We start from the raw sequence: 21,711 nt of genomic DNA, 5'->3' as shown, positions 1-21,711 counted from the left end.
CCATGAAAATCTTGATACTCGGCGCAACCGGATTCGTCGGTAGTTACCTCATGGAGCGCGCTCTGAAAGCCGGCCACGATGTAGTCGGCACGCACTACAACGCCACCATCGATTCCCGTGATTGGTCGCCCTACAGCGACAAGCTCATGCATTGCGATATTCGCTACAGGGAGCAGCTGGATTCCGTTCTCGAGCGCAGCAAACCGGACGTTGTTTACCTGCTCGCGGCCCAAAGCTATCCGGCATTGTCATGGCGCGTTCCGATCGAAACGCTTGAAACGAACGTGGTCGGTACCGCCAACGTATATCAGGCGATCAAAGCCGCCAAACTCGATCCCGTGATCGTCGTGGCCTGCTCCAGTGCGGAGTACGGTGAAGTGGCCGCGCATGAGGTTCCGGTGAAGGAAAGCCATGCGTTGCGACCGCTGCATCCTTACGGCGTGAGCAAGGTCGCCACGGAAATGCTGGCGATCCAGTATTGGCTCAATGACGGCCTGCGATCGGTCTGCGCGCGTATCTTCAATACGACCGGCCCGCGCAAGACCGGCGATGTCTGCGCAGACTTCACCCAGCGCATGGCGCGTATCGAGGCGGGGCTGGCTCCGCCCATACTCAAGGTCGGCAACCTCCAGACGCATCGCGCGATCACCGACGTGCGTGACCTGGCCAACGCTCTCGAGCTGCTTGCGGAAAAAGGCGTGGCAGGCGAGGTCTACAACATCAGCGGCGCACGTACGTACCAGATGCAGGACGTGGTCGATTTGGTGCGCAAGCACGCCTTGGTAGAAATATCCGTCGAAACGGATCCGGCTTTGTTGCGTCCCAGCGACGAGGCAGTCATTTTCGGCGATTCGACCAGACTCATTGAAGCAACCGGCTGGAAGCAGCAGATCCAGCTCGAGCAGACCCTCGTCGACATGCTTGCCTATTGGCGGCTGCATCATCCACGGAACGACGGAGCGCCCGCATGAGTACGCGAGCGCGCGCTCCACTTCGCCTTGGATTGGCGGGAGGCGGTACGGACGTATCGCCCTATTGCGATGTCTATGGCGGCAACGTCATGAATGTCACCATCGATCGCTATGCCTACGCATTGATCGACGAACGAGATGACGGGCGAGTGGAGTTTCACGCGGTTGACGTGGAGCTGCGTGAAGAACTCGATGTCACGACCACGATCTCCACGGATGGACCGCTGCGATTGTTGAAAGGTGTCTATGCGCGAGTGGTGAAGGATTACCTCGGTGGAAAACAGCCAGCGCTCAGCATCCAGACGTTTTCCGATGCGCCGCCCGGCTCGGGCCTGGGCTCGTCGTCCACCATGGTCGTCGCGCTGGTGCAGGCATTCGTCGAGCACTTTTCATTGCCCCTGGGCGAATACGAAGTCGCGCATCTGGCGTACAACATCGAGCGAAGCGACCTCGGCCTGGCGGGTGGCAAGCAGGATCAATACGCGGCGACCTTCGGCGGTTTCAATTTCATGGAGTTCTACGAATCGGATCGCGTCATCGTCAATCCGTTGCGCATCAAGGATTGGGTGTGGGCCGAACTCGAGGCGTCGATGGTGTTGTACTTCACCGGTGTCTCACGCGCATCGGCAGACATTATCGACCAGCAATCGCGCAACATCGGAGACAGGAATCAGGCTTCGATCGATGCCACGCACCGTCTAAAACAGGAGGCGATCCAGATGAAGGAATGCATTCTGAAGGGCGATTTGCGCAGACTGGCAACGACGCTGCAGGCAGGTTGGGAAGCCAAGAAAATCACCGCGACCAGCATCAGCAACACGCTGATCGAGGAAGTCGAGAAAGTCGCTTTCGCCAATGGCGCGTACGCCGCAAAAGTCTCGGGAGCGGGCGGTGGCGGATTCATGATTTTCCTCTGTTCTCCGAACCAGCGCATTCGCTTGATACGCGCCTTGCTTCAGCAAGGCGGCAGCATTCTGGATTTCCATTTCACCCAGCAGGGGGCGACATCATGGCAAGTCAGCTGACCGATTCGATTGGTCTCGAATTCACCAAATCCATCCAGCTATTACAGGACATGTCGGAAGATGTCGCGCTGCGCGAACAGATCCGCGAAGCAGTGAAGATGTCGGTGGATGCCCTGGGCCGCGGAAACAAGATTCTTTTCGCCGGCAACGGTGGCAGCGCGGCCGACGCGCAGCACTGGGCAGGCGAGCTGGTCAGCCGTTTCAATTTCGACCGGCCGGGCCTGGCAGGCATCGCGCTTACCACCGATACCAGCATCCTCACCGCGATCGGCAACGACTACGGCTACGAGTATGCGTTTGCACGCCAGGTGGAAGCACTCGGACGCGAAGGCGATGTCCTGTACGTCCTTTCGACATCGGGTAATTCGAAAAACATCCTGCGCGCCATCACCGCAGCGCGAACGGCAGGCATCCTCGTCGTGGGGTTTACGGGTCAGTCGGGCGGCCAAATGGGAGACCAATGCGATATCTGCTTCAAAATGCCTTCGTCCGAGACGCCGAAAGTCCAGGAAGGTCATGAATTTCTCGGCCATCTCCTGTGCGGGATGATCGAAGAGGAAATCTTTGGCAAATCGCACGGTGGACGCTGAGTTCAGTGGGACTGGCGACTCGCTGCTCCATGGCAAATACACGCAAACAGGATTTCACATGCAAAAGTTGCTCACTTCAATTCTCGTGCTGACCGCCATCGTGGGCTTGGTATCCTGTCAGAAAAATGTGCCTGCGAATGCGGCCAGTCCGGTTCAGGCTGCGACGTCGACGTCTGCCGCGTCAGCAACAGTCAAACAATCGACGTCGATGTCGGTAGATCCTGGGTCCATGGTCTCGTGTGACCCTGCTGCAGTCGCCACGGTCAAATGGAGCGTGGGCAGTGATCATCCAGGCATCTCCAGCGTGCAACTTTTTGTGACTTCGGACGCGCAAGGCCCGAAAGTTCTAGCAGAGGGCGGTGCGGCAGGGCAGGCCCAGACTGGAAATTGGACGCGGCCCGGTACCCTTTTTGTCCTGAAGGACAAGTCAACTGGCAACATTCTGGATCAGGTCAAGGTATCCGGCCCAGCATGCAAATGACTTCACATGCTTCAGCGAGTTGACAGGTTTTAGATAACGTACCGCAATGAGGAATTCGCGACCTCTCTTATTGCGGATATCCGGCAAGACCATCTCGTCAATGCCTGATCTCGAGTTGGCATAGTTCAGAACTATAAGCCGCCTCGCCACCGGCGTCTTGTGGTCTAACTGTTTCGGGGAAGATTGACCTATTTTCCAGAAACGGCACTTTGCGTTGCTTGCCGAACGGCAAATTTTTATTGCGAATATGGACGGCAAGCCAAATGACAAAACAAGCCACGGCCAGACTTACCTCGACGAGGATTTTCGCGGCACTTAGTGCCGTGCTGTTTCATCTCACGTGGACCACGGATTTTTTCACCAACCACAGTGTGATGAATCTGTTCTCCAGTGGCCCCACGGCCGTCAGTTATTTCTTCTGCCTTTCCGGCTTCGTGATGGCGATTGCGTATAGCCCTGACGGCGTATTTAAGCCCATTCAATACTGGATTGCGCGCATTGCACGAATTTATCCTGTCTACCTCATTGCACTCGTCTGGTTCGGTCTTCTGGGTGGGCTCAGCGTTGGAAAATGGTTCCTCAACCTGACCCTGTTACAAGCCTGGATCCCGGGTTCGGCATTGAGTGGCAACCCGCCAGGTTGGTCGTTGTCTACGGAGGTTGCCTTCTACCTGGCGTTTCCCCTGTTCATTGGTGCTCTCGGCAAGAAATGGTTGCCGGTTACTACGGTGCTTGTGATCGTCTTCTGGGTGTTCTCCCAGGAGATGCACGAGTACGTTTTCACAAGCTTCTACCCCTCCTACCCGTATCCATCGGGGTTGCACGACACCTTGTTCTATTCCCCGATATTTCATTTCAACGAGTTTTTCCTGGGTGGTGTGTGCGGTGCGTGGTCACGCCGACAGTCGCCTGGCGTCGTTGGATATCGCTACGACATTCTTACGGTCGTGGCGGCCATCACCATCGCAGCGCTGCTTGCGTATCAGGATTATTTTCGCTCGATCTTCGTTCCCACAAACAGCTTTCCGAACGGGGCTCTGGCGCCTCTGATGCTGGCTTTCATTTACGGCCTTCCGCGCTGCAGGGGCAAATGGGCTAAGGTGTTTGAGCTCGCGCCATTCCTGCTGCTTGGCGAAGCAAGCTACTCGGTCTATCTCCTGCAGATCCCCTGGCTTGAGACGATTCAGCGTTCCGGAATATTCGACAAATTTGGAATCACCGGTAGCATGCGGCTTGTTTTTTACGTTCTTACGCTGGTCATGCTTTCGGTTGCCATGTTCAAGCTTGTCGAAAGTCCGCTGAGGAAAGCGATCAGATCGCTCTCCAGCGGCGGAAAAAAACTGCAGCATGAGTTGCCACCGTGGGAATCCTAAGTTTGTCTCAATTGATGACTCCGCCAGTCAAAGACATCAGTGAACAGATTTTCGTGAGATCCATAAGCATCCTGATTAAAACGCGACATATTTTCACCAGATTGATATGCGTTCCATCGAACAGGAAATGTCGGGCATGAATTGCACTGAAGAAGCCGTGATCCTGGCAGGAGGCTTTGGAACTCGTTTGCAAAGCGTCGTGAGCGATGTACCCAAACCGTTGGCGCCGATTCGCGGACGTCCGTTTGTGGCATGGCTGCTGGATGCGATGGCGGATCAAGGGATGCGTCGGGTTGTTCTCGCGACAGGTTACCTAGGTGATCTCGTTGCCGCGGCGCTGGGTGCGCACTGGCGCGGAATGGTCTTGGTGTATTCGCACGAGCACGAGCCGCTGGGTACGGGCGGGGCTATTGCACAAGCAGCACGACAGATACAAAGCGACACCTTTTTTGCGATAAATGGCGATACGTGGCTGGAAGTGGATTACCGTGCCTTCGATGTAGCGATGCATGACGCGAAGATTCCATTGGGCATGGCACTCGCCAACGTGGAAGACACGTCGCGTTATGGTGCTGTCAATGTCCAGCAAGGGTTCGTTGAAGGTTTTGTCGAAAAGGGTCGCCGGGGGCCTGGCTACATCAACGCAGGTGTCTACCGAATCGACCGCACGCTAATTGGCGACTTTCTTGAAAAGAAGGGAAGCTTTTCCTTCGAGACCGACGTCTTGGTGCCGGCTGCGTCGCGCAAGGCGCTAGCTGCTTATACGCAGACCCGGGCATTCATTGACATCGGCGTGCCGGACGACTACTTACGCGCGCAGAACGAATTAACGATGCCCGGGTTGCATGAACGCTAAACGACGAGCCTTGTTTCTCGATCGTGACGGAGTGATCAACGTTGATCACGGTTACGTCTATACACCCGAGAGAACCCAATTTGTCGACGGCATCTTCGATTTGTGTCGCAAGGCCAAAGACCATGGATACCTCGTCGTAGTGATCACCAATCAGGCGGGCATTGCGCGCGGCTACTACTGTGAGCAGGAATTCCACGCGTACATGCAATGGATGGCCAAAGAGTTCGTTACACATCACGCGCGTATCGACGCCATTTATTTCTGTCCACATCATCCATCGGAAGGTGAGGGCGCCTATTTGCAAGTCTGTGACTGTCGCAAGCCAGCACCAGGCATGATCCTGCAGGCTCAACGCGAGCTGAATCTTGATCTCGCGTCATCGGTGCTGATCGGCGACAAGGCTTCGGACATCCAAGCTGGCAATGCGGCTGGGGTAGGCTCATGTTTTCTTCTCGGAGGCGATTTGCTGCCCACGCTCAGAGCCCTAGAAAGTCGCATCTTTGGCGGTTCGCCTCGTAAAAAGCCAGTTATCTAAGTCTCGCGGCCATGTTCTTACGAATTTCGGATCAGGGGCAGCTATGCCAGCTGCGCTACACTCGTTGGATGACGTACGAACAGAATTAAGTTCATGAAATCAAAAAATAAATGGATAGCACCTGCGTTGACGAGTCTGGCACTCGGAGCAACCCTGCTGGGATGTAGCAAGGAAGGTGGTTACTCCTCGCCAAATGCCGGGGTCCTTGCTCCTGTTGTAGATCCTGCATCAATTAATTTGAGAATTGACGTATGGGGCCCTCACGGCACCAGCGCGGGCGTCTCTTTCAATACGCAACCCGATGGAAATGCTGCAATCTGGATGCGAGCCAATCAGTCTCTCGACGGCAACGACTCGGTCATCACTATGGATGGAGTGCCGCTCCATAGCGCGATCTCCGGACCGCATATAACTGCAGACATTCCGGCCATCTTCTACGGCAAAGCAGGCACCCACATACTGCATATCATTACGAAAAGAGGAACGGTTTCCATACAAAGCAATGACGTTACTTTCGTGGTGAAGTAGACGCTATAAGACTATAAATAAAGCGGGTATGTTATGAAATCCGGAACGTCAAATTCGAAACTACCCGCTGTTACCGTTGCTAGCGGGCTGGAAAGCAGGAAAGATAATTTTCTTCTCCTTCGGATTATAGCCGCAGTGCTTGTCATCTACGGTCACAGTTTTCCGATGTTTCCGGGTTCAGACGAGCGAGAAATTTTCTCGAACATCTGGCACTGGGGAATATATAGCGGAGACATCGCCGTAGACATTTTCTTTGTAGTCAGCGGATTTATGGTCAGCGGAAGCTACATGCGGCGTGCAGGACTTTTTCAATTTCTGAAAGCAAGAATTCTACGTATCGTTCCCGCTTTGCTTGTATGCCTGTTGATCAGCGCCTACATTATTGGCCCGCTGGTCACGACACTGAGTATGCGTGACTACTTCAATTCGCCGGATGTTCTGTCTTATGTTTGGAACGACATGCAATTCTCATCCGCGATGCAATTTTCACTGCCGGGAGTTTTTGAAACCAATGCGCACAAGCTGACAGTAAATGGCAGCCTGTGGACACTGCCTGCAGAATTTCGCATGTATGTGTTTGTCGCCATTTTAGGAGCGCTCGGTCTATTTCAATCCAGAGTGATGTTGACGCTGATATTGGCAGCTCTTTGGGTTATCGCACTTATAAATCCCGGACTATTACCGCTCCATCCGATGTGGGTTCGCCTATCAGGGTTTTTCGTGTTGGGAATTCTTATACAACTGTACCGAGAAAAAATCACTATCAGTCACGAAGCCATGGTCGCTCTGGCGTTCATGACATTCCTGTTTCGCGGGACCCATCTCTATCCTTACTCATTTGCCATAACGCTCGCCTATTTTTGTTTTTGGTTTGGCTACCGTCTAAAGCTCTTGAACGTTGACGCTTTCGGTGATCCCTCATATGGAGCTTATCTATGGGGATGGCCGGTCTTGCAGCTCCTTGCATGGCGCTTTCCAGGGATGTCGCCGCATATGGCTTTCGTGACAGCTGGTTTGGGGGCGCTGTTGCTTGGTTACGTCTCCTGGCATTTGGTAGAGCGTCAGGTATTGCGGCTGAAATCTATAAAAATCCTGCCGTTTTATAAAAATAGCTAATAAGCGACGACGATGTGTCAAACGTCATCATTAGAGGTCAAAGTTATTCGAAAATCCAGCCCATTTCAAGCGGAACCTATTGAGAGATTAACCTTTAGCCTAGTTTGAGTTCGCATGTCGTCTGAATAGGTAGGGAAACTGATATGACGTCTTATAAAGTTTATATAAAAGCAGGTTTAATCCTAATCGTTGGTGTGTTATTTGCCATCTGGGGTCCAATAGAGCTTGTGGCAGAAGGGCCGTTCAGTTGGGCGGTGAAGCAGCCTGGTGCATGGCAGGGAGCTATCGAGTTAGCGGTCTTGGCTATGTTGATTGGCTGCGCAACTTACTATCTGCATGGCTGGAAGCGCTGGTTGCTACTTCTCTTGCTATGCGCTGCCTATTCGCGACGTCAAGGCGTCGATTTCGCTGTCCTTGGTTCATTGATCTACTTTGAGGGGATCGTAAGCCTGGGATTTTTTATATACCGCAGATTCGTACGGATCGGTCGTTCTGTGGTCGAAGATCACCTGATGGCGATAGCCATTGGCTTGCTTACCTGGTCCTGCATCGAATGGACAATATCGGCCTTTGGGCTGGGCTCACTGCGCGATCTCGAATATGCAGCGGCGGTTATTCTGGGTGGCGCGTTGTTGCTGGAAAGACGTGCGCCAATGCTTGCGCTCGCCACTTCGCGGCTTAGGGAGCGAAACATTGCAGCAGCGTTGTCCTGTTCGTTCGTATGCGTGGTCGTACTCATGCTCTTCGCGAAATCCGCTATTTCCATCGGCTACGATTCGCTATGGTATGGGATGAGAGGGGATCGTCTCCTTGTTTCTTCAGGTTCCGTTTTTCACGGCCTCGGCTTAGTGGCCCCTATTCACTACGCACCCCAAGCTTACGAGCTCCTATTAATACCCTTGTCGGCGCTGCATAGCGTGCCCGGAATTTTTGGTTTTGCCATCTGGTGCGTACTCGCACTAGGTTTTTGCTTGTTCGCCGTCAGTGAACGTCTTGGTTGGAAATCTACGCTGAGTTTAGTGATGGTAGCGGTGGCTTTATCCACGCCAGCAGTCCTCAACGCCGCCATCACCGCTAAGGGAGATGTACTTGCCGCATTTTGGATATTTTTCGGAATACATGGCTTTATCAGCTACCGCCAATCCAAAGACTGGCGCTGGTTAATATTGATGTTGGCGGCTGCGTTGGCCGCCGTCTCGTATCGGATGTCTTCATTCATCTACGCTGGCTTGCTTGCGTCGATTGGGGTTTTTTATCTCGTAAAAGATGCTTCTAAAGCCAGGCCAAGCGACATGGCTCCACTTAAGCTGGGAATCTGGCTTTGGGTTTCTGTGGCGGCCCTCATTCTGTTTGCATTGGTTACGACACGCACTTATCTGTTGGCCGGCATTCCCTTCATTGAGCCGGGAGTCCTTGTAAGAGTCGCAGAAAAAATAGGTTTTGTACGTCAATTTCCGGCCGGCAATGCGCCACCCCAGGACATAAGACTAAACCACGAAATATTTACCGTCTTGTTTGATTTGGTTTTCAGACCAGGAAGGATGTCCCACATAGTCATAAGTTGGACCGGGGCAGCTTGGGCATTTTTTCTTTTGATTGGTCTATGGCTGAATCGATTCAAATTGATAGCCTTTAGTGAACTAGGTATTTTCTGGCTGTTTTCGGCCACCTGGTTCGCCATTTTATTGCTTGTGTATTTTCCTGATCGAGGTGGGGACGGTAACTATTTTATAGTCCCGGTGCTATGTCTCATAATTTTGGGCATAGCATTTGTAGGAGACTATCTGTTACATGAGGGTGTAACTGGCCGAAGCTTGCGATCGGTCGTGAGCATATTTGCTGTTAGTTCCATACTCGTGGCCTTGGTTACAGGATCTTGGGGGCCAGGTACATATGCATTTGATCTGAAATTTAATCGACCACCAAGGGATCTCCGCGGTCTAACGGACAAAAAATTGACCTATTATGGAATGTTGCCGATAAGTAATTTTCTCCGCTCGCTGCCTAGAGATACGCGGGTGGTCAGCGTAGTACCACCTGCTGTGAGCGGAGAAGTACCGGACAGCTGGTTGCCGGTCAGGAATGAATCGCTGCTCACGATCTATATGTTCATGCCGACGTTTGCTCAATCACCTCAAGCAATCAAAGAATTCCTTATAAAGGATCGTATTCAATATGTCATGCTGCCGACAAAAAGTTCCAAAGAAGAACTAGGTGCGCTCTACTTGATCGCGAAGCAAGCAGTCGACGATCTCAGCGCAAAACATCAAGCGAGGATCGTTGTAACAGGGGATCGCTTTACGCTCTGGAAGCTAAATTAGGCTGGTTCTTCCTTGGCCGCGTCCAGAGTGCGAAATGCCCCGATTCCGTTACAGGATTTTGGCGCGCACGGTGCGATTAAAAGTTCCCAATTCTGATTCCGGAATTCATGGCTTATGTTTTATAGATGCCTACTTCACTTGATCGGAGAAATATGGCCAAGAGCATTGGCACACTGTTTGTTGAACTAGGCCATTAGGCTATGGCATTGAATGACGTTATAACGTGGGTCGAAATCGCCGACCTGCCATTCCTAAGCTTTGCCAAGATACGGCAAAACCAGAAGGGCACCTCGCTGCCAAAGCTGGGTGCGCCGGAATTATCAGAGCGACGTTGTTGCGAAAGACGATGATGTCGTCGTGCTGCACCGCATCGTTCCAGTATATGGAAATACGGTGCATCCATTTCGCTGGTGAACACCGTTGGAAGCGTTTGCTTAGCGGGCGATACCATGAACGACATACTGGGCGCCAAATGGGATCCACCCCATCCACGGCTCGGCTCGGCGCAGGACGGAGAGCATCCGGGGAAAGAACACAATGTAGCGAGAGCTGACGTCATTGAAATTCCCACGTCGAACCAGTCCGAGCAATTCCGAGCGTGGCAATAGAATGGCGTCTTCATCGAAAGGACAGTCTCGGACCGTCTTCAACGTCAAGGGATTGAGCATGTTGTGCTCAAACACGAAAACATGACCACCAGGCTTCAACACCCGTCGGATTTCGTTTATTGAATGTTCTCGTTCAGCGGGGGGTATGTGGTGAAAGACGCAGGCCGCCATGACAACGTCGAAACTCTCGTTTTCGTGTGGAATGTTTGTGTTGTCGATGATGCGAAACTCTGCCTCAAGGGCATGCGATTCGGTGGCAAGCCGGATGCTTTCGCCTGACAGATCAACACCGTTCAGCGATGCCGAGGGAAATGCCTCGCGTAGGTGTGTAATGGTATTGCCGACGCCGCAACCAAAATCGAGTACGGAGAGCGGTTTCGAGCGAACGGCGTCTCCCAGCCATGCAGCCATGTAGCGGGTCTTATAGGCAGCGAAAAATGCCGGATCTTCGCCGCTGGCTCGTATGCTGGCTTGATGGAGATCCGTGTATTCCTCAGCATACTTATCAAATTCGGGTTTGATTTGTTTGTTCATGTTGAGTCCGCCGAGACAAGGGCATTGTTCAATTTACGCGGACAATGATCCGCGATGCGAAAAATGTCGCTGGTATTGTGAGTATGGAAACCGCCAGTGGCGCCAATCGTGGCGATATATGTGCAGCTTCGATCAGAATTTTGAGCAGGACCAGACCCAGAAGAAATTGCAGAAGATACACAAGGGGGTATCGAAGCGCAGAGCGCCAACGCAAGGGCTGCTTGAAAACGTAGAGTGCGCTGAATACATACGATACGCCGATACCGACGACGTACGATGCCAGGTAGGCCACTTCGTATCGACACCAGAGCAGAAATATCAGATAGCTACCGTAGCCAACGGCGACGTTCAAGATGCCGCCGATCAGAAATCGCAGTAGCTCTCCAACCCAAACGTGATTCAGCATGGGATGGCGCAGTTTGGATAGGACCATTCTCAAGGCGTGCATGAAGTCGCTGCTCATTCAACGACGTTTGTCTGACAATCGACGACATAAACAGGTCGCCGGAATGTGGCCCCCATCAGCCGACCTACGTATTCGCCGACTACGCCAAGGATCAACAGCTGTATGCCACAGGCAAACAACACTACAGACATGAGCGATGCGTAACCTGGATTGACGATGCTGCCGCTTAGCCGACCGTAGATGACGTATAGCAGATACAGAAAATTGATCGCCGCCAGAGCAGCTCCGCTGAACGTGGCGATTCGCAATGGCAGGTATGAAAAAGTGACGAAAATATTCGCCGCGTGGGAAACCAGCTTGCGCATGGTGTAAGTGCTTTCGCCATGTTGCCGCTGTTCGTGGGGCACACTGATACTGCGAGTTGACGACGTCATCCATGAAAGCATGCCGTCAATATAGGGACGATTGAGGCCGAAACGGTCGAGCTGCTTGGCTAAGGGCGCATGGATTACACGGAACGAGCAATAATCTTCGTTGAGATCGGGAAATGCGCGTTTGAGCATGCGACGCATCAACTTCGAGCTCATATTGCGATAGGCGGCATGTGTTCGTTTCTCAAACACGCCATAGACCAGAGGATGGTCCTCGTCGCCGGCCGCGAGCAAATCCGGAACCGATTCGGGCGGATGTTCAAGGTCATCATCCATCGTGACGATCCATTCGCCACGCGCGTGTGCGATGCCACAGATGGTGGCCGCGTGCTGACCGAAGTTTCGACCCAGGCGCAACCCGCGTACCTGAGAATATTTCGCTGCGACGGAGCAAATGGCTGCCCAAGCCTCGTTCTGCCCTCGATCGTCGACCAGGATGACCTCGTAGCTGAGTCCCGCCGATCGAAGTGTCAGGTCGAGTCGCCGACATAATTCTGGCAGTGCCGCGCTGCCACCATAGACGGGGACAACAACGGAAACGCTTGGAACTTTCAGCAGCTCTTCATTGCTCAGCGTGTTGTTCATGCTCTATCTGCCGGACTCAGCGACGTATCGGGGTCGTCTTCAATGCGGGAGCCATAATATTTCTGAATGACACGTTCGATGTAGCCAACGCCGAGGTCAATGCCCAATTTTTTGCCAATACTCTCAGCTTGGGCGGTATCGATAATCATCGGCGTCCCTTTCAAAACGTACGAGCAATTTGCGGCTTTTCCGAGTACGCGTTCAAATATTTCCACGATTTCAGGCATGAGTTTCGAGTGTGTGGAGGCGATGGAAACGATGGCGGGTTCAGGCGACAGGTCGATCGCCAGCTGCACACCGATCGTGGCTACATCGTCGACATCAATGAGGTTGCGTTCCGCAGAGCTCCAAACCTTGAAGTGCTGCCCGGACAGGATGTGATCCCGCAGAAAATTGGTCAGCGTATGTGGGTTATTGGTCTTGCCCACAACTTGTGGAAGGCGGAGCACCAGCCCACGTGATGCGGAAAGCACGAGCGCCTCCATCGCGCGCTTGTGCTGCATGTAAGGCGTGAGGTTTGGCGCTGCATCGGTAATGCCGCAACTGCTGAAATAGATGAATCGCCGAGCTTCCGTGTCGAGTCGCTCGCGCAAAAGCGCCTCTTCACGAGCGAATTCTTCGAGGCGCGTTTCGAGAGAATTCGACACCCCCGACGCAAAGACGACAATATCAGAACGCTGTTCGAGGTACGGCCCGAAGGCGCACGCCAGCAATCCCTTGCCGATGATCATGAATGACTCCAGCTGGCAGCAGCGCTCACTAGCCAGATCCAGAGGCTGCTCATGATGATGCCTGCAAAAGATGAAGGGAGAGCGTGTATTTGAGGTTTTGTCTTCACGACATGAGAAGAAAAAAGGTGGCGCGAGACAGATGCATCTGTGGCGAAGCTCGTCGTCAAAGCCGGTATTTTAGCAGCGTTTCAGCGACCCAAGTCGCTACTCCAGATTTCTTTGGCGAAAGGTATCGCAAGATATGCTGCGCGCCGACATCTTCGATTGAGGGATACCTGATGTCACAACACCGTTGACGCAACCTGTACTTGAAAGAAGCCACGACCACACTCTATCTGTCATAAGTGGCGGTCCGCTTACCGCGTGAACGCTCGATGCTGATCCCGCTATTGCGCCGCCACTAACCTTGGTATTTTTTAAATTTGGCATGGCCGAGATCGAACCGCGACCTTGCCGAAACGGTTCAGAGGATTCCTGTCGGGATGGCTTCTATTTGGACAGGTCACTGAACATGTTAGGCTCAAGATTAGTAGTTGTTACGCCGATCAAATGTTTCCATTCGAGAATGGATTGTCTGGTGCCTAGGTGCTGGCACGTACGTGTAGGACCATTACAAAGCCAAGACTTGCCGCGAGTGTCACGAGCCCCGGGGGAGGGCGGGTTTCATCGGCTGTCTGATCTGCAGGGGATAAAGAATGGCTAGGATGAATTCGAAGCAGTATGTCGGTTTGAGGCATGGAGCCGCGAAATGCATGCTCCTCATTGCGTCGTGCATGGTGCTTGCCGCATTGATATGGACCATGGATCGCGCTTCACTGCAGGTCGCGTTGTCGACGTATGCAGGTAGCTATGGTTTCTTCGTCAACGCCATACCTTTTGTAGTTTTTTTTCTGCTGTTTCTTGTGTCGATCAACCGCCTGACGGTGGCCATGTCGGTCACACTGGTTTTGGCTTTGGCGCTGTATGTCGCCAATTTTCTCAAGCTGAAATTCCTGTCGGTGCCTGTGGCTTTCAGTGACTTGTACCTGCTTCGCGATATACACCTGTCGACGATTCATCTGTTGTCCAACTATGCGAAGGTCTGGTATTTGCTGCTGGCTGCGTTGCTCCTGATAGCCTGGGCCATCGCGTCGTGGCGATTTGAATGGGCTTTCTTCAGGAAAGGAAGTTGGGTGCGACTGTTGTTGGGTGTGGCAGCATTTTATTTAGCAGTCACATTTGTGACGGCCGCAGGCTGGACGTCGCGCGTATACGATCCCATCGCAATCAGGCTGGTTCCCTGGTCTCCTGTGCTGACGATTTTGCACGGCGGTTTGGCGAGCTCCATCGAATATTCGAATCTCGATTATGCAAAGGCACTCAATGTTCCGGTGGACAACAACGCCGTGAAAGCATTCGTGGACATGCCTTCCGTGGCCTCCAGTGCCGGCGCGACCGCGTCTTCAGACGCAATAGCGGACAACGTTCGACCCGATATCGTCATCATCCAGAGTGAGTCCTTTTTCGATCCTTCTATCCTGAAGGACATCGCTGATACCAAGACATCGCTTCCGAATCTGCATCGAGCGATGGATCAAGGAACCGGAGGCACAATGAAAGCTCCGACCTTTGGCGGCGGCACCTTGCGCACCGAGTTTGAAGTACTGACCGGCATTCCGATGGAGGCTTATCCGGAAATCGACTTTCCCTATCTTCAGATCAACAAGGATCACATCCCGAGCCTTGTCGGTGTCCTTCACGACGCGGGTTATGCGGCATACGCAGTTCATGGCAATGATGGAAACTTCTGGAATCGAGCGAAGGCATTTCATGCCATGGGCTTCGATCGGTTCCTGACCGCGGCAGATTTTCCGGCAAACGCCATTCACGAGGGTTGGTTCCTGTCCGATAGTGCCATGACGGACCAGATCATCGGTCTTCTGGACAAAGCAAAGTCGCCGATGGTTGTTTTCGCCGTCAGCATCGAAGGTCACGGGCCTTACGGCATCGTTCCGGTGGGCGACAAAGCAAGACGCGACAGCATTCAGGCACCGGAAAAATGGCCTGCCGGCGCGGTTAACGATTACAAGAATTATATGTACCACATCGAGAATGCGGATCAGCAACTCGGTCGTCTTTGGGCTTATCTACAGACCCGGCGACGACCCTATGTTCTCGCATTTTATGGCGACCATCTGCCAGGCCTCGACAAGGTTTATCAGGCCAGTGGTTTCGACGACAAGCTCAGCGGCCCTGAAGAATTCGTGCCTTGGTTCATTCTTACCAGCCAGGGTGTCGAGATGCCTCGAAAGCATATTGATGCGTGGATGCTGGGAGGCGAAATTCTGAAAGCGGCGGGGGTGAACAAGCCTTTGTACTATCAGCTTGTCAGCAAGGCCGAAGGCATCATGCAAAACCGGGACAATGCGAGCAAGGGCGCGGCCATGCAAGGGGTCGATTCGATATCACGGCTCTATCTCACCGGGCAACTCGATAAGGATATCGAGAAAATCACAGCCGCCGAGGTGCACCCATGATGCGCCCCGCCCGCGATTTTTTTCGATGGGGCGCCCAGCGCCGCATGCTCGTGGCGATCATGGCGATGCTTGTTCTGGGATTGCTGAGTGGCCATTGGATTTTCTTCGGATCGTCGCTGGAAATAACGCCGGAAAATTTCTCCGAATGCAACGGAGGTAACACCGTTGTACATGTGACATGGGAAGTGGGAAGAAGGTATTCCCGTCCCATCAGCATCTATGTCAATAACTTGGGAAGTACTCCACAGCTTTGGTACACCGGAGATTCGAAGGGAGTACAGGACACAGGTGAATGGATGAGGGACGGCACTTCGTTGATATTGATGGACGCGAAGGGCAGGGAAATCACCAAGCGCACGCTCGAGTCGACGGATTGTCCAGGAGCGCCTGTGGCAAGTGCGACGGCACCGAGACCTGCATCGGCGGATTGATCTGAATGCAATAGCCAAGACTTGCTTAGCCTTGGCGCAGCATCGGTGCCCGTATTATCGAGGAACGGCTACAACGCCTGTTCGAGTTCCGGAATCAGCTTGAACAAATCGCCGACCAGACCGAGGTCGGCGATTTCGAAGATCGGTGCTTCGGCATCCTTGTTGATCGCGACGATGGTGCCGGCGTCCTTGATGCCGGTGAGATGTTGAATGGCGCCGGAGATTCCGATCGCCATGTACAACTCGGGCGCGATGATCTTGCCGGTTTGGCCGACCTGCAGTTCATTGGGCACATAACCGGCATCGACTGCTGCGCGCGACGCACCCACGGCAGCGCCAATCTTGTCGGCCAGCTTGTAGATGATGTCGAAGTTCTCTTTCGAACCGACCCCGCGTCCGCCGGAAACCACCTTGCCCGCGCTCTGCAAGTCGGGGCGATCGCTGTTGCCCTGGCGCAGTTTGATGAAGCGCGTGTGCGTCGGCAGTGCGACGTCGAGCGACAACGCTTCGATGGTCGCGCTCTGCGAACCGCTGCCAGCAGCGGGCCATGATGCGGTGCGAATGGTCGCGACCACCGCGTGGTCCGGATGCGCTTCGACCGTGATGATGGCATTGCCGGCGTAGATCGGACGCGTGAATGTATGCGCAGCCTCCATGGTCATCACATCGCTGACTTGCGCCACGCCCAGCAGCGCGGCGACGCGTGGCGCGACGTCTTTGCCGAAAGTGGTGGATGGGAAAAATACGTGACTGTAGCCAGCGGCTGCCTTGGCAATCTGCGGCGCCAGGACAGCGGCCAGAGGATGCGAGTTTTCGGATCGGGCAACGGTGAGCACCTTGCTCACGCCTTCGATCTTCGACGCGTCGGTGGCGATGGTGTCGACACTGTCGGCAAGAATCAGCACGTCGATGTTGTCGGGTTTGACCGCTGCAGCTGCGCTTACGGCGCGCGCGGTGGAAGAGTTGAGTTTGCCGTCCAGATGTTCGGCGACGACCAGAATCTTGCTCATGCTTGTTCTCCCGTGCGGCTGCTCAAAGCAGACCTTTCTGCTTCAGCGCAGCGACCAGTTCGGCTGCATCCTTCACCATCACACCCTTGCTGCGTTTTGCCGGCGCGGCATAGTGGGTGGTCTTGAGATGATCGTGTGCTTCGACGTTCAACGATGCCAGCTCGATGCTGTCGATCGGCTTGGACTTCGCCTTCATGATGTCCGGCAGCTTGATGAAGCGCGGCTCGTTCAAGCGAAGATCGGTGGTGATCACTGCCGGCAGTTCTGCTTCGATTACTTCGAGGCCAGCATCGACTTCGCGTGTGACGGTGGCCTTGCCATCGGCGATCTCGACCTTGCCAGCAAACGTTGCCTGCGGACGATCCCACAGCGCAGCCAGCATCTGGCCGGTCTGATTCGCATCGTCGTCGATCGCCTGCTTGCCGAGAATCACCAGGCCCGGCTGTTCCTTCTCGATCAGCTTGAGGAAAACGCGCGCAGCAGTCAGCGGCTGCACAGCCTCGGCGGTCACTACATGGATCGCGCGGTTGGCGCCCATCGCCAGCCCGTTGCGCAAGTGCGCAGTGAGATCGGCCGGGCCGATGCCCACCACGATCACTTCTTCGGCGACGCCTTTTTCTCGCAGGCGCAGCGCTTCTTCCAGCGCGATGTCGTCGAACGGATTGGCGGAAAGTTTCACGCCGTCGGTCACCACGCCGCTGCCATCGGGCTTCACCTGGATGCGCACGTTGTAATCCACGACACGCTTGTAGCCGACTAGAATTTTCATCTGCACTATCCTGCTTCGTTGCCACTTCGACGCGGCGCCAAGCCGCCATTGTAGCGGGCGACGAACATTCGTTTGAAGCGCGGCTGGAACGGCGCGGGATCAGCCCAGGGCGGCCTTCAACGTTTCGCGGGCTGTTTCGAACGAGAAATATCGTTGCACGTGCGCCATGCTCGCCGTCGAGATGCGGTTCCAAAGCAGTTCGTCGTCGTAAAGACGCAGGATGGCCGCTGCAAACGCATCTGCGTCATCAGCGACCAGTACGTTGTCGCCGTCGCGCAGGCGCATGCCCTCGGCTGCGATGGAGGTGACCACGACGGGAAGTCCGTAGCTCATCGCCGTATTCACCTTGCCCTTCACTCCGGCGCCGTATCGCAGTGGCGCCAGCGCGATGCGAGTGCTGTGCATCCATCCGGAAAGATCCTCGACGCGGCCGTGCACGACGATGCCATCGCCCTGAAATTGTTGCCTGGCAGCGTCCGGCATGTCACCGATGAGATGCAGCGAAATCTCCGGCCGTTGCGCGCGTACCTTGGGATAGATGTCCGTCACCAGCCATCGCACGGCGTCTTCGTTAGGCGGATGACCGAAACCTCCAACGAACACCAGACCTTCGCGGTGTTGAAAATCCGGACCGCGTTTCTGCACCGCATGCATGTTTGGAAGCAACAGCACATTTGCTTGCGGAAGTTCGCGCGCAAGCAGTTCCTGCTCCGCCGTACTGACGACGAAGGTGGCGTCGCTCGCGCGCATCACTGCAAACTCCCGCTTGCGCGTCGCGGCTGCCTGTCGCGCCAGTGCGGCGCTGCCTGTGTGTTCTGCCGCGCGCTGCTCGCGCAGGAAATGCAGATCGGTGGTGTCGAACAACAGTTTCGCTTTCGGCGCCAAGCGACGGATCAGCGAAAGATTCGAGTCGGCCACGTAGTGGCGACACAGCATTACTGCATTCAGCGTGTCTCCCTCGCGCGCCAGCCAACTCGTGAGCGATGGCGACCAGGGCTTGCATAGCGTCTGCACACCAACACGACCCAGCGTGCGTATTTCATCAGGCGTGGCCTGGCGATTGTCTGCCATGAACGTCACGCGCCAACCCATGCCGTGGAGCAACTGCATGATGTTGTACAGCTGCATCGAACCCGCATCCCGTGTGGGTTCAGGCGCAAGCGCATCCATGATCAGGATGTGGCGCCGGCCATGGTGAATCGCTTGTTCGACCGGTGTACGCGGCGCTGGCTGGCTTTGCAGCGTATCGCGCCACTTTTCCACGAACTTCGCACGATTGGCGATCTGGTATTGCTTCACGCCAACGAACGGATCGGTACCCGAACTGATGCCTTCGCAGTGCACCACGAGGCTCGACGGTTCATAGATCACCCGCAACCCGAGCGCGCGCACGGCGAAGGCCAGATCCATATCCTCGCAATAGGCCGGGACGTAAAGCGTGTCGAATCCGCCCACGCGTCTGAACAACGCGGATTCGATCATCAGTGCGGCGCCAGACACGTAGTCGACGTCACGGCGATACAGATAGCGCGGATCTTCACGCTGCTCGAACCGTCCCACGTTCCATGCCTGGGCATCTGCATAAACCAGTCCGCCGGCCTCCTGCAGGCGGCCGTCCGGATATGCCAGCCGACTGCCGACGATGCCGCATTGCGGCTCTTCGGCGAAGGTCTGCACAAGCCGATCGAGCCAGCCGGGCGTGACTTGCGTGTCGTTGTTGAGAAAGAGCAGATAGCGACCGCGCGCGGCGTTGGCGCCTGCGTTGCTGCTGCCAATGAAACCAAGGTTTGTTTCATTGCGCAGCAAGTTCAGTCCATCGACCTGCGCGAGCACCTCGGCCGTATCGTCCGGTGATGCATCGTCGACCACGATGACTTCGAACGGCGCAGTCGGTGGATGCTTGGCAATGGAACGCAGGCACGCGACTGTCCACGCGAGTTTTCCGTGAACAGGGATGATGACGGAAACCTCCGGCACGTCGCTCTTCGGCAGAGCGAACGGTTGGAACGGCGCATCAAGCGGCACCAGGTTCCACTGCGTATCTTCGGCCGGACGCGCGCGAAATTCCTGAGAGATTCGCGCGAACGTGCCGCGCAATCCGCGCTGGGCCATGCTGCCGACGATGCGTTGCAGCAAGTAGTGGAAGCGCTTCAGGCGCCATGTCAGCGTGCTGATCGGCATCCGCTTCTCGACAGGGGGAGCTTGACCATCCGCGCGAGTGCAACACGTTTGCCGTCACCTGTGCTCATCGATGCAGTCACAGATTCTGGTAGTTCGGACCCGAGCCACCTTCGGGTGTCACCCAGGTGATGATCTCGTAGGGGTCCTTGATGTCGCAGGTCTTGCAGTGCACGCAGTTGGCGGCGTTGATCTGCAATCGCTTGCCTTCGCCATCGGCGACAATTTCGTAGACGTTGGCGGGGCAGAAGCGCGTGCACGGGTTGTCGTATTCGGTCGTGCAACGGTCGATGCAGATCGAGGTGTCGGCCACGTGCAGATGAATGGGCTGGTCTTCGTCATGTTCGGTGGCGGCGAAGTACACGCCGGCGAGGCGATCGCGCGGCGCGAGCGTGCGCTGAAGATAATCGCGCTTGGGTTCTTCCTGCGCGCCAAGCTTGTGTAGCGACGACCAGTCGGCCTTGTTCTTCAGCGTCCACGGCGAGAGTCCGGCGGTTGCGGTTTCCCAACCGGCGTTGAGCAGGCCGAACCACAGACCTTTCTTGAAAGCGGGTTTGATGTTCCGCACTTTGCGCAGCTCGGCCACGATCGACGAATCGCGCAACTTCGCGTCGAATCCGGCAGCGACGAAATCGCTGGCGGCAAGATGTTCCGCGGCGAGCATGCCGCTCCGGATCGCCTGATGCGTGCCCTTGACTTTCGGCACGTTGAGCAAACCTGCGGTGTCGCCGATCAGCAGCGCGCCGGGCATCTCGGTTTTCGGCAGTGACTGGAATCCGCCGGTGACGATCGCGCGTGCGCCGGCGGAAAGGATGCTGCCGCCTTCCAGCAGCGGCTTGATCATCGAGTGGTTCTTCCATTGCTGGAAGGCTTCCCACGGTTTGTATTCGGGATCGCTGTAGTCGAGCCCGCTGATGTAGCCGAGCGCGATGCGGTCCTTGTCCAGGTGATAGAGGAAGCTGCCGCCATACGTGTGGTTGTCGGCGGGCCAGCCGAAACTGTGCACGATCTTTCCCGGGGTCACGCGGTCGGCCGGCACCTGCCAAAGTTCCTTGATGCCGATCGAGTAGCCCTGCGGATCGCTGTCCTTGTCCAGCGCAAAGCGCTTGATCAATTGTTTGGTGAGGCTGCCGCGCGCGCCTTCGGCAAGCACGGTGACCTTGGCCTTGATGTCGATGCCTTCGGTGTAGCCGGGTTTGTGCGTGCCGTCTTTCGCCACGCCCATGTCGCCAATGCGCACGCCGGCGACCGAGCCGTCCTCGTTATATATGGTGTCGGCGGCGGCGAAGCCGGGGAACACATCGACGCCCAGCGCTTCGGCCTGCGGCGCGAGCCACGCGCACATCGCGCCGAGCGACACGATGAAGTTGCCGTGGTTGCGCATGCCCGGCGGCACCGGCAATTTGCGGCCGCCGTCCTTGCTCAGCAACCAGAATTCGTCCTCGCCGGCCGGCACGCAGATCGGCGGCGGGTTGTCGCGCCAGCCGGGCAGCAAGTCGTCCAGCGGCTGCGGCTCGATCACCGCGCCGGAAAGAATCTGCGCGCCGATGGTCGAGGCCTTCTCGATCACGCACACATTCACATCGGGCTTGAGCTGCTTGAGCCGGATCGCAAACGAAAGCCCGGCCGGTCCGGCGCCGACGACGACGACGTCGTATTCCATGGTTTCGCGTTCGCTCATGGTGAACTCCGATCGTGCAGTGGGCGGCGCGCGCA

The 21,711-nt window shown here is 55.4% G+C and carries 20 protein-coding genes; 12 read left to right on the top strand and 8 right to left on the bottom strand.

Going from position 1 to position 21,711, the window contains the following annotated elements:
* Nucleotides 1-2: 2 nt before the first annotated feature.
* From GSQ73_RS09050 to GSQ73_RS09005, 10 genes are all read left to right on the top strand, one after another.
* A complete protein-coding gene (locus GSQ73_RS09050; protein ID WP_158883212.1) occupies nt 3-971 on the top strand; it encodes a GDP-mannose 4,6-dehydratase in 969 nt (322 codons plus the stop codon).
* Complete coding sequence (locus GSQ73_RS09045) at nt 968-1,996, top strand: dehydrogenase (protein WP_158883210.1); 1,029 nt, start codon at nt 968-970, stop codon at nt 1,994-1,996. The genes GSQ73_RS09050 and GSQ73_RS09045 overlap by 4 nt, the downstream gene beginning before the upstream one ends.
* Entirely contained in the window at nt 1,981-2,586 is a 606-nt protein-coding gene (locus GSQ73_RS09040) for a D-sedoheptulose 7-phosphate isomerase (RefSeq protein WP_305793796.1), read from the top strand. Before GSQ73_RS09045 ends, GSQ73_RS09040 begins: the two co-directional genes overlap by 16 nt.
* 58 nt (nt 2,587-2,644) lie before the next feature.
* Nucleotides 2,645-3,067 carry a hypothetical protein gene (locus tag GSQ73_RS09035; RefSeq protein WP_158883208.1) on the top strand — a complete coding sequence of 141 codons (423 nt, stop codon included), beginning with the start codon at nt 2,645-2,647 and terminating at the stop codon, nt 3,065-3,067.
* A gap of 263 nt (nt 3,068-3,330) precedes the next feature.
* Nucleotides 3,331-4,440 carry an acyltransferase gene (locus GSQ73_RS09030; protein ID WP_158883206.1) on the top strand — a complete coding sequence of 370 codons (1,110 nt, stop codon included), beginning with the start codon at nt 3,331-3,333 and terminating at the stop codon, nt 4,438-4,440.
* Between the two features lie 106 nt (nt 4,441-4,546).
* The gene (locus GSQ73_RS09025) at nt 4,547-5,296 is read left to right on the top strand and encodes a nucleotidyltransferase family protein (RefSeq protein WP_158883204.1); all 750 of its coding nucleotides are present in this window, start codon (nt 4,547-4,549) and stop codon (nt 5,294-5,296) included.
* Nucleotides 5,286-5,831: a D-glycero-beta-D-manno-heptose 1,7-bisphosphate 7-phosphatase gene (gmhB, locus tag GSQ73_RS09020; protein WP_158883202.1), complete on the top strand. Its 546-nt coding sequence runs from the start codon at nt 5,286-5,288 to the stop codon at nt 5,829-5,831. The genes GSQ73_RS09025 and gmhB overlap by 11 nt, the downstream gene beginning before the upstream one ends.
* Nucleotides 5,832-5,924: 93 nt before the next feature.
* Nucleotides 5,925-6,359 (top strand): hypothetical protein, encoded by a 435-nt coding sequence (locus tag GSQ73_RS09015; RefSeq protein ID WP_158883200.1) that lies wholly within the window; start codon nt 5,925-5,927, stop codon nt 6,357-6,359.
* A gap of 33 nt (nt 6,360-6,392) precedes the next feature.
* The gene (locus GSQ73_RS09010) at nt 6,393-7,475 is read left to right on the top strand and encodes an acyltransferase (protein WP_158883198.1); all 1,083 of its coding nucleotides are present in this window, start codon (nt 6,393-6,395) and stop codon (nt 7,473-7,475) included.
* 143 nt (nt 7,476-7,618) lie between these two features.
* Nucleotides 7,619-9,796 (top strand): hypothetical protein, encoded by a 2,178-nt coding sequence (locus GSQ73_RS09005; protein ID WP_158883196.1) that lies wholly within the window; start codon nt 7,619-7,621, stop codon nt 9,794-9,796.
* A 434-nt stretch (nt 9,797-10,230) separates the two neighbouring features.
* Here the strand turns inward: GSQ73_RS09005 and GSQ73_RS09000 are convergent, their stop codons facing one another.
* The 4 genes from GSQ73_RS09000 to GSQ73_RS08985 are packed head-to-tail and all read right to left on the bottom strand — an operon-like array spanning nt 10,231 to nt 13,091.
* Nucleotides 10,231-10,938: a class I SAM-dependent methyltransferase gene (locus GSQ73_RS09000; RefSeq protein WP_158883194.1), complete on the bottom strand. Its 708-nt coding sequence runs from the start codon at nt 10,936-10,938 to the stop codon at nt 10,231-10,233.
* A 28-nt stretch (nt 10,939-10,966) separates the two neighbouring features.
* Nucleotides 10,967-11,401, bottom strand: coding sequence for a GtrA family protein (locus tag GSQ73_RS08995; protein ID WP_158883192.1), 435 nt, complete (start codon nt 11,399-11,401; stop codon nt 10,967-10,969).
* Entirely contained in the window at nt 11,398-12,360 is a 963-nt protein-coding gene (locus tag GSQ73_RS08990) for a glycosyltransferase family 2 protein (RefSeq protein WP_158883190.1), read from the bottom strand. The genes GSQ73_RS08995 and GSQ73_RS08990 overlap by 4 nt, the downstream gene beginning before the upstream one ends.
* Nucleotides 12,357-13,091: an NAD-dependent epimerase/dehydratase family protein gene (locus GSQ73_RS08985; protein WP_158883188.1), complete on the bottom strand. Its 735-nt coding sequence runs from the start codon at nt 13,089-13,091 to the stop codon at nt 12,357-12,359. The genes GSQ73_RS08990 and GSQ73_RS08985 overlap by 4 nt, the downstream gene beginning before the upstream one ends.
* Nucleotides 13,092-13,843: 752 nt before the next feature.
* Here GSQ73_RS08985 and GSQ73_RS08980 point away from each other — a divergent pair.
* Together GSQ73_RS08980 and GSQ73_RS08975 are read left to right on the top strand one after the other, a co-directional pair.
* Nucleotides 13,844-15,607 carry an LTA synthase family protein gene (locus tag GSQ73_RS08980; RefSeq protein WP_158883186.1) on the top strand — a complete coding sequence of 588 codons (1,764 nt, stop codon included), beginning with the start codon at nt 13,844-13,846 and terminating at the stop codon, nt 15,605-15,607.
* Complete coding sequence (locus GSQ73_RS08975; RefSeq protein WP_158883184.1) at nt 15,604-16,038, top strand: hypothetical protein; 435 nt, start codon at nt 15,604-15,606, stop codon at nt 16,036-16,038. The genes GSQ73_RS08980 and GSQ73_RS08975 overlap by 4 nt, the downstream gene beginning before the upstream one ends.
* Nucleotides 16,039-16,106: 68 nt before the next feature.
* On the opposite strand, the gene GSQ73_RS08970 is transcribed toward GSQ73_RS08975, so the two are convergent.
* From GSQ73_RS08970 to GSQ73_RS08955, 4 genes are all read right to left on the bottom strand, one after another.
* Nucleotides 16,107-17,048: an FAD-binding protein gene (locus GSQ73_RS08970; protein ID WP_158883182.1), complete on the bottom strand. Its 942-nt coding sequence runs from the start codon at nt 17,046-17,048 to the stop codon at nt 16,107-16,109.
* Between the two features lie 22 nt (nt 17,049-17,070).
* On the bottom strand, nt 17,071-17,817 hold the full coding sequence (locus GSQ73_RS08965; protein ID WP_158883180.1) for an electron transfer flavoprotein subunit beta/FixA family protein: 747 nt from the start codon (nt 17,815-17,817) through the stop codon (nt 17,071-17,073).
* A gap of 99 nt (nt 17,818-17,916) precedes the next feature.
* Nucleotides 17,917-19,998, bottom strand: a complete 2,082-nt coding sequence (locus GSQ73_RS08960) for a glycosyltransferase (protein ID WP_158883178.1) — start codon at nt 19,996-19,998, stop codon at nt 17,917-17,919.
* A 76-nt stretch (nt 19,999-20,074) separates the two neighbouring features.
* Nucleotides 20,075-21,676 (bottom strand): electron transfer flavoprotein-ubiquinone oxidoreductase, encoded by a 1,602-nt coding sequence (locus GSQ73_RS08955; RefSeq protein ID WP_158883176.1) that lies wholly within the window; start codon nt 21,674-21,676, stop codon nt 20,075-20,077.
* Between the last annotated feature and the right edge of the window lie 35 nt (nt 21,677-21,711).

This window comes from Rhodanobacter sp. L36, from assembly GCF_009765755.1.
Taxonomy (GTDB): domain Bacteria; phylum Pseudomonadota; class Gammaproteobacteria; order Xanthomonadales; family Rhodanobacteraceae; genus Rhodanobacter.
The sequence above is the reverse complement of the archived record's forward strand: the minus strand, read 5'-3'. Positions and strand labels throughout refer to the sequence as shown.

Excerpts from the sequence above, each read along its gene's own strand:
- GSQ73_RS09050 (WP_158883212.1), top strand. The coding sequence starts at position 3 with ATGAAAATCTTGATACTCGGCGCAACCGGATTCGTCGGTAGTTACCTC.
- GSQ73_RS08985 (WP_158883188.1), bottom strand. The coding sequence starts at position 13,091 with ATGATCATCGGCAAGGGATTGCTGGCGTGCGCCTTCGGGCCGTACCTC.
- GSQ73_RS09005 (WP_158883196.1), top strand. The coding sequence starts at position 7,619 with ATGACGTCTTATAAAGTTTATATAAAAGCAGGTTTAATCCTAATCGTT.
- GSQ73_RS09045 (WP_158883210.1), top strand. The coding sequence starts at position 968 with ATGAGTACGCGAGCGCGCGCTCCACTTCGCCTTGGATTGGCGGGAGGC.
- GSQ73_RS09030 (WP_158883206.1), top strand. The coding sequence starts at position 3,331 with ATGACAAAACAAGCCACGGCCAGACTTACCTCGACGAGGATTTTCGCG.
- GSQ73_RS09015 (WP_158883200.1), top strand. The coding sequence starts at position 5,925 with ATGAAATCAAAAAATAAATGGATAGCACCTGCGTTGACGAGTCTGGCA.
- GSQ73_RS09010 (WP_158883198.1), top strand. The coding sequence starts at position 6,393 with ATGAAATCCGGAACGTCAAATTCGAAACTACCCGCTGTTACCGTTGCT.
- GSQ73_RS08990 (WP_158883190.1), bottom strand. The coding sequence starts at position 12,360 with ATGAACAACACGCTGAGCAATGAAGAGCTGCTGAAAGTTCCAAGCGTT.
- GSQ73_RS09000 (WP_158883194.1), bottom strand. The coding sequence starts at position 10,938 with ATGAACAAACAAATCAAACCCGAATTTGATAAGTATGCTGAGGAATAC.
- GSQ73_RS09040 (WP_305793796.1), top strand. The coding sequence starts at position 1,981 with ATGGCAAGTCAGCTGACCGATTCGATTGGTCTCGAATTCACCAAATCC.
- GSQ73_RS08980 (WP_158883186.1), top strand. The coding sequence starts at position 13,844 with ATGCTCCTCATTGCGTCGTGCATGGTGCTTGCCGCATTGATATGGACC.
- GSQ73_RS08975 (WP_158883184.1), top strand. The coding sequence starts at position 15,604 with ATGATGCGCCCCGCCCGCGATTTTTTTCGATGGGGCGCCCAGCGCCGC.
- GSQ73_RS09035 (WP_158883208.1), top strand. The coding sequence starts at position 2,645 with ATGCAAAAGTTGCTCACTTCAATTCTCGTGCTGACCGCCATCGTGGGC.
- GSQ73_RS08960 (WP_158883178.1), bottom strand. The coding sequence starts at position 19,998 with ATGCCGATCAGCACGCTGACATGGCGCCTGAAGCGCTTCCACTACTTG.
- GSQ73_RS08955 (WP_158883176.1), bottom strand. The coding sequence starts at position 21,676 with ATGAGCGAACGCGAAACCATGGAATACGACGTCGTCGTCGTCGGCGCC.
- GSQ73_RS08995 (WP_158883192.1), bottom strand. The coding sequence starts at position 11,401 with ATGAGCAGCGACTTCATGCACGCCTTGAGAATGGTCCTATCCAAACTG.
- GSQ73_RS09025 (WP_158883204.1), top strand. The coding sequence starts at position 4,547 with ATGCGTTCCATCGAACAGGAAATGTCGGGCATGAATTGCACTGAAGAA.
- GSQ73_RS08965 (WP_158883180.1), bottom strand. The coding sequence starts at position 17,817 with ATGAAAATTCTAGTCGGCTACAAGCGTGTCGTGGATTACAACGTGCGC.
- GSQ73_RS08970 (WP_158883182.1), bottom strand. The coding sequence starts at position 17,048 with ATGAGCAAGATTCTGGTCGTCGCCGAACATCTGGACGGCAAACTCAAC.
- gmhB (WP_158883202.1), top strand. The coding sequence starts at position 5,286 with ATGAACGCTAAACGACGAGCCTTGTTTCTCGATCGTGACGGAGTGATC.